The sequence below is a fragment of the Fretibacterium sp. genome, assembly GCF_057312375.1.
Genome location: NZ_DBHLDX010000011.1, coordinates 1 through 12,878, shown reverse-complemented (window position 1 = coordinate 12,878; position 12,878 = coordinate 1). Strand labels below are relative to the sequence as shown.

General features: G+C 67.0%; 10 protein-coding genes. 6 read left to right on the top strand and 4 right to left on the bottom strand.

Annotated features, from left to right (window positions below; all coding sequences use genetic code 11):
• Positions 1-142: 142 nt before the first annotated feature.
• The 3 genes from ACO41U_RS03210 to ACO41U_RS03200 all read right to left on the bottom strand — a co-directional run bounded on the left by ACO41U_RS03210 (position 143) and on the right by ACO41U_RS03200 (position 5,540).
• Positions 143-1,087 (bottom strand): Rpn family recombination-promoting nuclease/putative transposase, encoded by a 945-nt coding sequence (locus ACO41U_RS03210; RefSeq protein ID WP_485941547.1) that lies wholly within the window; start codon positions 1,085-1,087, stop codon positions 143-145.
• 125 nt (positions 1,088-1,212) lie between these two features.
• The gene (locus ACO41U_RS03205; protein WP_298777735.1) at positions 1,213-1,800 is read right to left on the bottom strand and encodes a hypothetical protein; all 588 of its coding nucleotides are present in this window, start codon (positions 1,798-1,800) and stop codon (positions 1,213-1,215) included.
• Positions 1,801-1,916: 116 nt separating this feature from the next.
• On the bottom strand, positions 1,917-5,540 hold the full coding sequence (locus ACO41U_RS03200) for a hypothetical protein (RefSeq protein WP_485941545.1): 3,624 nt from the start codon (positions 5,538-5,540) through the stop codon (positions 1,917-1,919).
• 368 nt (positions 5,541-5,908) lie between these two features.
• Between ACO41U_RS03200 and ACO41U_RS03195 the strand changes: the two genes are divergently transcribed.
• The 6 genes from ACO41U_RS03195 (at position 5,909) to ACO41U_RS03170 (ending at position 12,512) form a co-directional block, all read left to right on the top strand.
• Positions 5,909-6,331, top strand: coding sequence for a helix-turn-helix domain-containing protein (locus tag ACO41U_RS03195; protein WP_298777741.1), 423 nt, complete (start codon positions 5,909-5,911; stop codon positions 6,329-6,331).
• Between the two features lie 5 nt (positions 6,332-6,336).
• Positions 6,337-6,867, top strand: coding sequence for an ImmA/IrrE family metallo-endopeptidase (locus ACO41U_RS03190; RefSeq protein WP_485941582.1), 531 nt, complete (start codon positions 6,337-6,339; stop codon positions 6,865-6,867).
• 109 nt (positions 6,868-6,976) lie between these two features.
• On the top strand, positions 6,977-8,782 hold the full coding sequence (locus tag ACO41U_RS03185; RefSeq protein ID WP_485941542.1) for a C69 family dipeptidase: 1,806 nt from the start codon (positions 6,977-6,979) through the stop codon (positions 8,780-8,782).
• A gap of 4 nt (positions 8,783-8,786) precedes the next feature.
• Positions 8,787-9,869, top strand: a complete 1,083-nt coding sequence (locus ACO41U_RS03180) for a P1 family peptidase (protein WP_485941540.1) — start codon at positions 8,787-8,789, stop codon at positions 9,867-9,869.
• Between the two features lie 75 nt (positions 9,870-9,944).
• Entirely contained in the window at positions 9,945-10,481 is a 537-nt protein-coding gene (locus ACO41U_RS03175) for a thermonuclease family protein (protein WP_485941538.1), read from the top strand.
• A gap of 204 nt (positions 10,482-10,685) precedes the next feature.
• Positions 10,686-12,512 (top strand): DEAD/DEAH box helicase, encoded by a 1,827-nt coding sequence (locus tag ACO41U_RS03170; RefSeq protein WP_485941536.1) that lies wholly within the window; start codon positions 10,686-10,688, stop codon positions 12,510-12,512.
• 58 nt (positions 12,513-12,570) lie between these two features.
• Here ACO41U_RS03170 and ACO41U_RS03165 read toward each other — a convergent pair.
• Positions 12,571-12,878: PD-(D/E)XK nuclease domain-containing protein (locus tag ACO41U_RS03165; RefSeq protein WP_485941534.1), on the bottom strand; the 308-nt coding region annotated here is incomplete at its 5' end.

Genomic DNA, 12,878 nt, shown 5'->3' with positions numbered 1-12,878 from the left:
TCCGTGACAGCCCCCTGCATACGCAGACGGCCAACGTAGCGCAGTGAGTTGTGCCGGTCGCTTAGGGGCTTCATTAGGGGGCGAAAAAACGCAGGCGCCCCCCACGAGGGGAGCGCCTGTCCTTTGGCCTTCGCCGGCAGCCTCACGGTTGCCCGCTCCGCAGTGCCTCAACCTCGTCAGGGGAAAGGCCGGTGAAGTCAACGACCTGCTCCAGCGGGACGCCCCTCACCAACATCCGCCGCGCCGTGGAGGCAATGCCTTCAGCCTTACCTCTGGCTTCACCCTCAGCCAGGCCCTTTGCCCGGCCCCTCGTCATGCCCTTCGCTTCCGCCTTACGCTCTGCCAGCCTGAACGTGTTGTGGTAGTCCGTCTCCTCGCGCTCGTACATTCGGTACAGCGCAAGGTTCCCTGGCGTGCGGAAAAATAACCGCTCTCCACGCCTCAGCCGCTCAATCCCCGCGTCCTGCTCCGCCAGCCGTTCCATCTCCGCTTCCCCTCCTATTCGTCCAAGGTACCGCAACAGACGCTCCAATCCCGTCTCCGCCCCTCGCTCCAGACCACCGGACTCGTACAGACGACGCAGCTTCCCCAGCTCAAAAAATTGAAACTCCAGAAGGTCGTTGCGGCAGCGGTGATCCTCCACGTCCAGAATGCGGTGCACGGAGCGCCACTTCAGCGAACGCTCCTTGAAAAGACCGTGCTTCAGAATCGACACGAACACCACAGGCCGCAGACAATCGTACCCCTCCCCACGCGACAGCTGGTCGCTCAGGCTGCACGCCGCGTAATACGTCACCCGCTCAAAAAAATTCTCCTCGTTCGCAAGCTGAACCTCAACGTGGAAGACCCGCCCGTCCCTGGAGCGGGCCAGAACGTCCAGGAAGGACGTGTGCCCGCCGAACCGCGGCGGGTCGCTCTCCCGGTCCAGACACTCCACGCCCGACACCTTCCGCTCCGGCCCCAGAACGTCGTTCAGTAGGCGGAGAAGGTTCGCCCGGTTCTCCTTCGCGGCAAACAGGTACTTAAAAAGGACGTCGTTCAGCGGGTTCACAGGGTGCGCCCGCACCTCGGCTCCATCCTTCGCCATGCCTCCGCTCACCTCTTTCACCGTCCCGAACATAGCACACTCCGCCGCAAAAGGCAAGAAAAAACGCCCAAGAAGGCCTCAACACCCCTTCGGGCCAGCCCCTCTGTTCCGGTTTGGGTTTTGCTTCAGGGGAGGATATCCGTCAGGTCCTCGTCCGGCGGGGTGTCCGCATCCTGTTCCAGCTCGTCCGTCGAGGCCTCGTCGCCGTTCTCATCCCCGCTGGCCGCCTCCACGATCTGTTCGTCTACCGAGGCGGGTGCTGTGGCGTCCAGCGCGGGGGAATGTAACTGCGGTCCCGCTGCGTCGAAGCTGGGCTCAAGGCTGGGCCCCAGGGAGGGATTGCCCCGCAGGTCGTCGATGAAGTGCTCCAGGGACTGCCTGACCTGCTGGAAGGCTTCCATGCCCATCAGCTTCTCCGTCCATGGAAACTGCCGCAGCGTTTCCTCCGGCAGGGCCAGGAGGGCCCCGCCTGCCGCGACAACCAGGAGGAGCAGTAGCGCCAGGGTACAGCCACACCCCGCGCCCTGACGCTTCCGGGCCTGCATCGCAGACTGTGGCTCCCGGCGCGCCGGGCCCTCAAGGCGCGGAACGATGTCGAACCCCATGTCCAGCAGAAGGTTTTCCCGTGCCGTCGCGTACTCCTCCCCGGTGATGTACTCCTCGTGCAGCAACTCCTCCAGGTCGTCCAGCCTTTGTCTGATGCCGTCCTTCATGCGTCAACCCATTCCTCGCTCTCATTAAGTCAGGAGGGGCAGGGTCGCCCACCCCTCCCTTTGTTTTATCCGGGAGTTCTCCCTGTGTTTTCGTGCGCCTTAAACCGTTTGGAGCCTCAGTTGAACAACCCCTCCAGTCCCTTCTTCAGCTCTTTGCCCAGCTCCTCTTTCAACTGGTCCTTGATCTGGTCGCCCTGGCTCTTTTGAGCCTCGTCGTCCTGCGAGGCAGGCTGCTGTCCCTGGCCCTCGTTCCCCGATGGGATGATGGCGTCCAGGACCCGATCCGTTATCCGGTCCACGGCGTCCTTGCTCTCCGGTGCCTCGGGCTGAGGCGCGGCCGTCCCTCCGCCGGGCTGAACCTGAACCGCTGGCGTGCCCTGATCCGCGCTCGTCGTGACCGCCGCGCCCTGCGACTCGTCCTTCAGCGTGGAGGGGCCGATCTTGAGGTCCTTCACGGAGGGCGCATCTGCCTTGCCCTTCAGCGTCAGGGTGACGGTGCGGAAGTCCGCCCGTGCGCCGCCCTTCTGCGCCCCCTCGAGGCCCCCTCCGAGCGCCTGTTTCAGGGTGTCGGCAACGTTTGCGCCGCCCTCCAGCAGGCCGCCAAGGGCGCCTGTGCCACCGCCCGTCAGCGCGTTGACGAGCTGGTAGTTCACCATGAGCTCAATGGGAACGTTGAGCGTCTTGTCGAAGTTGATCACGCCGTCGGAGGCGATCTTAGCGTAGCGGTACAGCGGGTCGCCCTTCGGGGCCGTCGCCTCTGCGCCGGCGTGAAGGATCAGCTTGCCCGTCTTGACGGTGAAGGGCGCCTTGACGCTGACGTAGCGGACGCCCTGCGTACCGTAGAGGCGCGTCACGACGTCCAGCCCGCTGAAGCCCGTGACGGCCCCCTCGCCCATGGTGAACTGACCCGTTCCGGCGTAGCTCAGGCCCTTCGCCGCGCTGCCGTTGAGCTTCAGGCTGAGTTGGCCTCTGCCCGTAACCCTGCCGCCCAGGCCGCCCGTCACGTCCTGGAGCAGCGCGTTCACGTCCAGTCCGTCGGCGGAGAGCTCGTCGCTGAACTTCAAGGACCCCGTATCGAAGGTCAGACTGTTCCTGGCGCTGCCGCCGTAGAGCCTCGCCGTGCCTCCCGACGAGGCGAAGGTGGAGCCGTTGTAAGATAGGGGCAGGTTGACCTCCGTCAGGTTCAGGCCGAAGGCCTTCAGGGCCGGAGAGGTGAGGGCCCCCTTGCCGGAGAGTCCGCCCGAACCGCCCGTCACGTTGAAGGCCAGGTCCGCCTTGCCGTTGATCTGCCCCGCGACGTCCGGGTAGTCCTTCGTCAGGGCAGCCAGGTCCAGGGCCGTGCCCTGGATGGAGAGGTTGGCGGACAAGGGGGCGAACTGTACCGTGCCGGAGGCGCTGAGGGGCGCGCCGCCCACCTCAGCCTTGAAGGTGTTGATGCGAAGCTCCTTCTGTGTTCCCGAGGCGTCGGCCGTCAGGTTCGTCAGGGTGAGCCCCTGGGCCGTGACGGAGGGGGCGCTGCCGTTGAAGCTGAAGGTCGGCGCTCCCACCGTTCCCCCGATGCCGACGTTGCCCGTCAGGACGCCCTTCAGGTCCAGCCCCGATGCCTGAGCCAGGGGCTTCAGGTCCAGTCGGTCCAGGTTGAAGGTCAGGTTCAGCTTGGAGTCGGGCGAGGAGCCTGCCGTTCCGCTGCCCGTGATGGATCCGCCGCCGCTTCGGGCGCTGAAGCCGGCCAGGCTGATGGCGTCCCCGGCCTTGCTCACCTTCGCCGCCACGTCCGTTAGGGTCGTTCCCGACGCCTCCACACTGGCCGCGCGGGCGCTCAGCTCCAGCCGGTTCAACGCCGCAATTCCGCCGTCGAGGGCCGTGGAGAGCTCCAGGCCGCGAACCGTCAGGAGGTTCATGACGGAGAGGTTGGCGCTGGAGGCCACCAGGTCCACGTGGGGAGCCGGCAGGCGCCCCGTCAGCTTGATTCCGGCGCTCACGTTCCCCTTCAGGGAGTAGTCGCGCACCTGGGGCGCCAGGACTTCCAATGCCGCTGGCGCGATGGTGAGCGTCGCGCTCATGTCGATGGAGGGCTTGGCGGCGGTCAGGGGGCCCAGCTTGCCCGATAGGGTTACGGGCATCCCGTTCAGCGTGCCGCTGCTCTTCTGGATGGAGAGCGTTCCACTGGCGTAGGCGAAGCTCACGGAAGGCTTGTCCAGTGCGTACTGCTGGCCAGAAAGCTTCGCGGAAACCGCAGGGCTCTCGATCGTGCCGCTGATGGAGGGGTTGGAGGTACCGCCTCGGATGGCGAGCCGCGTCGTAACCTGCCCTGCCAGGTCGTACTGTGACGCGCTGGGGATCAGTGAGGCGACGCGGGGCAGGTCCAGCCCCTGAAGCGTGGCCTTGAGGTCCATCTTGGGGCCGGTCAGGAGCGAGGCGACCTTGCCGTTCAGGAAGCCCTTCGCTCCCTCGAAGTTGAACTTGCCGTCCAGGGTGGCACTGTCGCTGTTGGCGAGCTTCAACTGAGCCCTGACGTCCGTTGCCGTCCGGCCCTGCCAGCTCACCTTGGGGGCCGTCAGGTTCACGGCGCCGCTCAGGGCCTTCACGGGGCCCTGGATGTTAGCGCTGAAGGAGGAAACGCGCCCGCCCAGCCCCGCGAGGGTTGGGAAGGTCTTCTCCAGCCCCTCCAGCGCGGCGTCCGTCCCCTCCAGCTTGATCGTGACGGAGGGTGCCTTCCCCTCCTCGACGTTGACGGCCGCGGTCCCCGTGATGGGGACGTTCAGGGCCGAGGCGTCGATGTTGCTGATGGAGATGTGTCCTCCGCTGTAGTCCACGTTGGCCGCCACCCGCTCCACGGGGTAGCCTCCCAGCCGGGTGCCTCGATAGTTCACGGTGCTCGTGATCTTGAGCGCCGCCGTCGTGCCGCTGGCCTCGACGCTGAGGTTCGCCGTTCCGCTGTAATCGTTCGAGTCCAGCGCGGGCAGGATCGCCATGAGTTCTTGAAGGTCCAGTCCCTGTACGGCGCCCTGTAGGTCGAGTGTCGTGACCGTGTTCTGCTCCGAGAGGGGATGGATGCCGCCGGTCACGCTGATCTTTCCCTGGCCGAAGCTCACGTCGGAGCGGTTGATGCCGATCGTCGTGCCGCCGGACACGTCCAGGTTCGCATCCCCCCGCACCGGGACGCCGTTAACCGTGCCGTCCGCATCGACGTCCAGGTTCCTGCCACGGACGTTCGCCCCGACCTCCTTCACCTGGACGACGCCCCACTTCGACGTGAAGCGGCTGTCCGTCAGGCTGATGCGGTCCAGGGGAAGCTCGCCGCCGCCGTTCCCGCCTTCGGGAAGCTTCAGCTTCTGAACCTCATCGATAAACTGATCGAGGTCCATGTCCACCCCGCCGACCGACAGGTTCGCCAGCCGCAGAGACCCCCTCAAAAGCGCCGAGAAGTTCAGGCTGGCGGAGAGGGATCGCGCGGAGAGAAGGCGGTCCCCACTTTCGGTGGCAACGGAGAAGTCCGAGATTCGATAGCCCTTCAAGGGGTTTCCGCTGACGCCCTCGGCCGTCAGCTCCAGCTGGGCCTGCTTCTTCAACTGTTCCTTTGCGATGCCGAGGATCAGGTCGCCCCCGATGTCGACGAAGGACAGGATGCCTCCGATGACGGCGAGCAGGGCGACGAGGCCAAGGAGAAATTTGACGGCGCCGTGCCCTCCTCCCCTCGCAGCCTTCCGACCGGGCCTTGCGCGTGCTCCGTCTTCCATTGAAACGCACTCCCCTTCGTGAAATAATAATGGTTCGTACCGCGCCATGAACGCGGCGTTTCGTTGCTTAACCGTTTAATAATAGGACGAAACGTCCTAAATGCCATCCGTGAAAAACATCAGGCGAGAGTGTCAAGGCCGCCGGGCGGCCCTTCAAGGGTGAACAGGTCCGTTTCGGTGCAGGTTCGGCAGGCGTTTCCACGTTAAAAGAGGTCTGCCCGTTGATCGGCATCAACGCTAACTGCATAAGCAATTATCTTGTTGCCTTCATGTTATTATATACAGGTAAGACGGTGAACGCTCCTGAGATACTTTCTGAGAAAATGCGGTGCTGGATGCTGCTGACTTTTGAGGAGGGGGATTTTAGGATGGCTTCGATCGGTGCCAACATCAAGGCGCGCCGCCGGGCGCTGGGCATGAACCAGGAGGAGCTGGCCAGGAAGCTTGGAGTGACGCAGGCGAACATCAGCCGCATCGAGTCGAGCGTCAAGGGGCTCAGCTCGGACATGCTGCTGCCCATCGCCTCGGCGCTCTCCTGCGACGTGCGGGAGCTCCTGGGTCTGAAGTGCGACGACAAGACGGAGCTGTCGGCGCTGGGCGAGGACGCCCGCACCTTCGTGACCCGAACGCTCGAGAACGACCCGCAGCTGGCCCTGTACCTTCGCAGCTTCGTGAAGGACCAGGACTCCTTCACGGAGGAGGACTGGAAGTTTCTGGCCTCGAGCCTGAGGCTGGCCCTGGGCTACGCCGTGGACGCCATCAAGACGCGCCGCGTCCGGGAGGGGTTTTGAGGGCAATGTTTTGGGACGGGCTCCTGGGCCCTGCGCGGGAGGCTGCGGCCTCCCTCCTGCGATCGACGATGCCTCGGATGTCCGCGCCGCCGGTGAGCTTGAGCGTCATCTGCGACCACTTGGACATCGAGGTTTACGCTCAGCCCTGCGACGCCTTCGGGGCGCTTTTGGCGGAGGTGCGAGGACGGCGGATCCTGATGGTCAACACCGCGATCCCCCTCGTCCGGGCGCGCTTCTCCATCGCCCACGAGCTGGGACACGCCCTCCTGGGGCACCGCTCCGCCCTGGAGCGGCCCTCCCTGTCGGACGAACGGCAGGAGCGCCAGGCCGACCTCTTCGCGGCGGAGCTCCTGATGCCCCTTGCGATGGTCGCCGCCGAGGCTGGAGCCGGCCCGGAGGCTCTCGCCCGGCGCTATCGGGTGTCCCGCCAGGCCATGACGCTGCGGCTTCGCTCCATCTCTGCCCTCGTGAAGGCCGAGCGCCCCGATCCGGTCCCGGCACTCTCTCATGGCGGCACGTTTTGCCCGTCGGCCTGAACGAGGCCTGTCCGTTTTTACGGTTTAGTGCGATAATAAACAACTTACCATATCTATCTTTGGAGGCAGCCCGCGAGGTTGGGCGCCTCCGCCGAGGAGGTCCGTTTGGATGTTTCTGGTGACGACAGCGGCGGTTTTCGGCGCGCTTGCGCTGGTGCTCCTTTGGAGGCGGCCCGCGCACGCCTGTATGACGGTTTTGGTGGGGCGCAGGGCCTCCGAGAACGGCGTGGTCCTGGTGGGGCACAACGAGGACAGCCGCGGACGCTACGTGATGCTGACCCACATGACGGACCCCGTCATCCGGACCGTCCCGGAGACCGTCCGCTTTGAGCCGTGCTGCGCGGAACTGCCCCTGCCGGAGGCGAGTGCGGGCCTCCTGTGGTCCGAGGCGCGCCGGGGAGGAAAGGGTGGGGGCGAGTCCTACTGCGACCTGTTCATCAACCGGAACGGCGTCGTCGTTTGCAGCGACAACTGCTCGGACTCCCGCGAGGATGCCCCGGACCTGATGGACGGCGGCATCGGCTACGGCCTGCGCCGCCTCGTGGCCGAGGGAGCCAGGAGCGCCGCTCACGCCGTGGAGATCGCCGCGGACCTCATTCAGCGCTACGGCTATGCGGACAGCGGGCGGTCCTACCACTTCGCGGACAGCGAGGAGTGCTGGGTGGTGCAGGTGATGAAGGGCAAGCACTTCGCCGTCAAGCGGGTGCCGGACGACGAGGTCTTCATCATCCCGAACCACTACACGATCCACGAGCCGGACCCGGACACGCCGGGGCTTCAGGCCCTCGTGGGCTACGCGACGAAGCGCGGGTGGTACAGCCCCGCGGACGGTCCCTTCAACTTCGCCAGGGCCTGTCAGGCCCCGGCGTCGCGGGGGGCGATCTACAACATGCACCGGCACGTGCGAGGGCTTGAGATACTGCTGGAGCGCGACCTGAGCGGCCTCCTCGACCGGCCGGAGGACCTTCCCTTCTCCGTGAAGCCGGCGCGCCCGGTGGGGATCGGCACGCTGAAGAAGATCCTGCGGACGCACTTCGAGGGCACGGCGTCCGACATCTCGGAGGGGGGCTCCCACCACTTCATGAGCACCCGCCCGATCTGTGCCGTCACGACCCTTGAGAGCAACATCGTGGAGGTGCGCCACGCTCCGGAGCGCATCCTTGCGCGCCGCGCTCTGGGCCGGCCCTGCCTCTCCCCCTACATGCCCTGGTACCTTGGCATCGCCGAGGTACCGGAGGGGTACGGCTATGCGGCGGGGGCGAAGGAGGCCCTCGCGACGCACTTCTCCGTGCCCGCAACCGACCTGGACTGGCGGGAGGACAGCGCCTGGTTCCGGACCACGGCGGTTCAGGCGGCTGCGGAGCTCCTGGGCGGGGCCACGGAGGAGGCCGTGCGCTCCAGGGTCTGCCTGATGGAGGATCACATGGAGGACGAGCTCCGCATGATGGACGCCCAGATCGAGATGCACATGCACTCGGACCCCAACGTCGCCAGGGCCATGATGGAGGGACTGGTCCGCGCCTGGGGCGTGACGGTTCGGGAGGGGATGCACGCGCTCTTCAGCGACCTGAAGGTCCTGGTGGGGACGCCCGACGGGGAGCTGGATGCGTCGCAGGCGGGCGCCCGCTTCTCCGTGCGCTGGGACGCGCAGGGACTGACCCCCGCTGCCCTGGACCCGGAGCGATGCCTCGCTGGGCCGCACTACCTGCCGCAGGAGAAGTGGTCCGTCGGGTCCGCGCTGGAGGTTGCGCCGGACGGCGCTTCCTTCAAGCTGACCTTCGGCGGCGGCGCGTGGATGGAGGACGCAGACCCCTGCCTTACGGACCTCGCCGTCCTGCTGACGGCACGGGATGGAACGCGCCGGGCGGCCTGCGTGCGGCTGAGGGTGCGCCGGGACATCCCCCTGAAGGGGTAGGCTCATGGCCTCTCTCGTGGAGGAGCTGGGGCTGGGCGTTGGCGCGCTGTCCAGGGGGCCGAGGAACGCCCTGACGGACGTGCCGGGCGTGCGCGTCGGCCACGCCACGGTGGACGACGGTGGCGTCCAGACGGGCGTCACGGCCGTGATTCCGGCGCCCGGAAGCCTGTTTCGCCAAAAGGTCCCAGCGGGGTGTGCCGTGTTCAACGGCTTCGGCAAGAGCATGGGGCTCCTGCAGATTCAGGAGAAGGGGACCATTGAGACGCCCGTCGTCCTGACGGGGGTCTCGAGCGCCGGGGCGCTGTACGAGGCGCTGTTCCGCCGCTCCATGGACGAGCACCCTGAGATCTGCACGACGGCGGGCAGCGTGAACCCCGTGGTGTGCGAGTGCAACGACAGCTACCTGAACGACGCACGGGCCGTGCGCCTGGGCCGTCCCCAGTTGGACGCGGCGCTGGCGGCGGCCGCGGAGGACTTTCAGCAGGGCGCGGTGGGCGCGGGGCGGGGAATGACCTGCTTTGGGCTGAAGGGCGGCATCGGCAGCGCCTCGCGGCTGGCGGCGGCAGGGAAGGAAACGTACACCGTCGGCGTCCTGGTCAATGCGAACTTCGGCGTCATGACGAACCTCGTTCTGGCGGGGCGTCCTGTCGGGGCGGCACTTTCGGCCCTCCTGGAGGCACGCCGGACCGAGGAGGAGCGGGAGTCCGGCTCCATCATCCTGGTGCTGGGCACGGACGCGCCCCTCACGGCGCGGCAGTTGACGCGGATGGCGCGCCGGTGCTTCGTGGGCGTAGGCCGGACGGGCTCCTTCGTGGGGGACGGCAGCGGCGACGTTGCCGTGGCCTTTTCGAACGCCTTCCGCATCCCCCACGAGGTGTCGGAGGACCCCGTCCTCCGCGTTCCCTCCCTTCACGAGAACTGCATTGACCCCCTGTTTCAGGCCGCTGCCGAGGCTGCGGAGGAGGCCATCCTGAGCGCGCTCCTGTGGGCGGAACCCGTTCGGGGGCGCGGGGGGCACGTCCGCCATGCCCTGCGGGACTTCCTGCCGGAGCTTGACGCCGCCGGTCTGCTGTCCACGACGCGCTGAGCGATGGCTGGACGACGGCGAAGCGCTTCGTTTTGGAGCGGTCCCCGCCGCCTTCGGAGGGGAGCGAACCGCGTCATGGAGCGGATGCTGAAGCGCCTCGTCCTAGCCTTTCTGGCCCTTCTGGCCGGATGGCTGGGGCTTGAACACTGGCAGGGGCGGACGGAGGACGTCCTCTCCGCTCCGGTGGTGCGCGTCGTGGATGGGGATACGATCGTCGTGAGCGTGGAGGGCTCGAACCGGAAGGTGCGGCTCATCGGGGTGGACACCCCGGAAACCGTAAAGCCCAACACGCCGGTGCAGTACTATGGAAAGGCGGCCAGCGACTTCACGAAGCGGGAGCTGACGGGACGGCGCGTCTGGCTGGAGTACGACGCCGAGCCGACGGACCGCTACGGACGCCACCTGGCCTACGTGTGGCTGACGTCCCCGCCCGAAAGCGCGGACGAGGCGTCGGTGCGGCGGGGCATGTTCAACGCGCGGCTCCTGACGGGAGGCTATGCGCGGGTGCTGTCCATCAAGCCGAACACCCGCTACAGGGAGCTCTTCGCCCGAATGGAGGAGGAGGCCCGCCGTTCGAAGATCGGGTTGTGGGGCAGGAAGGCCGGCCGGTAGGACGGCACAGGACGCGATCGCGTCATTGACATTATCCTTCGTCTGGCTCATAATCAGACGCGAGGGATCTTAATGCGGGGAAGGCCCGACGCGGCCTTCCCCTTTTTTGCCTATGGGGGTATGCAGGTTTCAATGAACGAAGTGCAGGGAATGAACGAAGTGAGTAAAACGAGTGAAGTGAATGAAGTGAGTGGAGTAAGTGAAGTGAAGGGCGAGAACGAGGCCGGGGAGGGGGGGACGCCCTTCGGCGCGCCCTCAAACCTGGACCTGAGCGAGATATCGAGAGACGAGTACCGCGAGCTTGAGAGCTACGGGCGGGAGCCCGTCGACGAGGGGTTTGACGTCTACGGCCTTCGGGACGAGCTCCTGCGCGCGCTGGAGGAGAAGGGCTTCGAGCACCCGACGCCCGTGCAGCGGCGCGTGCTGGGCGCGGAGTGGCAGGGACGGGATCTGATCGTCCGGGCGCGGACGGGCAGCGGCAAGACGCTGGCCTTTCTCCTGCCCCTGCTCCAGGAGGTTTCGGTGGGGGAGAGGCAGCCCCGAATTCTGGTGCTGTCCCCGACCCGCGAGCTGGCGCAGCAGACGGCCAAGGAGGCGGAGTGGCTGACGCGCCACCTGAGGTTGGGCGTCGTGGCGCTGGTGGGCGGCATGGAGATGGGGCCCCAGCTGCGCGCCCTGCGCGGGGGCGCGGCCGTCGTCGTGGGGACCCCCGGTCGGGTGCGGGACCACATCGAACGCGGAACCCTGCTGACGGAGGGCATCCAGCACGTGGTCCTGGACGAGGGGGACCTGATGCTGGACATGGGCTTCCGCGACGAGCTGGAGGCCATCCTGGGGGCCATGCCGGAGGAGCGCCGGACGTGGCTCTTCTCCGCCACGATGCCGGACGAGATGCGGGAGCTGGCGGACCGCTACCTGAAGGCCCCCTTGATCCTCTCCCTCGTGGAGGAGGGGGCGCAGCACGCGGACATCCTGCATCGGGTCTACATGATCCCCTCCCGCCGCCGTTTCGAGGGGCTGGTGAACATCCTGCTGTGGGAGCACCCAAGGCGCTGCCTCGTGTTCTGCCACACGAAGATGGAGTCCATCGAAATCGCCCAGAAGCTGCAGGACGAGGGCTTCACCGCGGCGGCCCTTCAGGGCGACATGACGCAGAACGAGCGCATGGCGGTGCTCGCCTCCTTCAAGTCCGGCTCCATCCCCTGTCTGGTGGCGACCAACGTGGCTGCGCGGGGGCTGGACGTGGAGGGCGTGACGCACGTCATCCAGCTTGGACTGCCGGACGACCAGGAAACCTTCGTCCACCGCAGCGGCCGCACGGGAAGGGCGGGCAACGAGGGCACGAACCTGATCCTGCTCTCGCCGCCCGAGGCGGGGCGCTTCCGTGACATGCTGCGCTCCACCCGGATGAAGGTGGAGTGGGAGGACATCCCGGACCTGGACCGCATCCACGCGACGCAGCGCGAGGTGATGGAGCGCGAGCTGCTCTCCGCGCCCCTCGACGGGGACTACGAGGAGTGCCTGAGCTGGGCGGAGGACCTCCTGTCGCGCGCGGAGCCGAGGGTGCTGACCGCGAAGCTCCTGGCCTTCCTCTCCTCCCGCACGGCCAAGGGGTACAGCCTCAGCGCGGAGCTGGATCGAGAGCGGGAGCGCCGTCGGGGAGGACGCTCGGCGGTTCGGACGCGGGAGAGTGCGGCGCCGGGCCGCAGGCAGCGCGGCGTCATGACACGGATGCGCAGCAGCCGCGGGCCGGTGACGGACGTGGGGCGAATCCTGAACGCGCTCTGTACGGCGCTGAAGGTGGAGCGCTGCGAGGTGGGCGCCATCCGCCTGAAGGACGATCACATCCTGGTGGAGCTTCAGCCGCTGGCCATGTCTCGCCTGGAGCAGGGACGGGCGGGGCTGGCGCGCTGGGGGCTCTTCCCGGAGGACGAGGCTCCCAGTCGCGGGCGGCGCAGCCTCCGCGGCGAGGTCCGCAGCCGGCGCGGAGGCGTGAGAACGGGGCTTCGCAGGAGCCGGGAGGAGTATTAGGGAGGGGACGAGTGGGGCGCGGACTTCGGCTGCACCCCATTCCTTTAGCGAGGCGGCGCTACAGCGCCGCCTCGTGCTTTTGGAGGTCGATGACGACGACCGCGGAGGTGACGGCGCGGCCCTCTCCATCGTAGGGCTTTGCGTAGCCCTTCTCCTCGATCTGCCGCTGCCCTTCGGCACGCAGTCCGTCGATCTCTCCCGCGCTCCGGGCCAGCTTGAACTCCAGCACGACGACGCGGTGGGGAAAGAGGACCAGGACATCGCTTCGCCCTCGATTGGTCGGGACCTCCCCGTGGGCCGTGATGCCCGCCCCCCGCAGGAGCATCAGGAACAGGGAGCGGTACAGGGACTCGTCCCGCCGCGTGA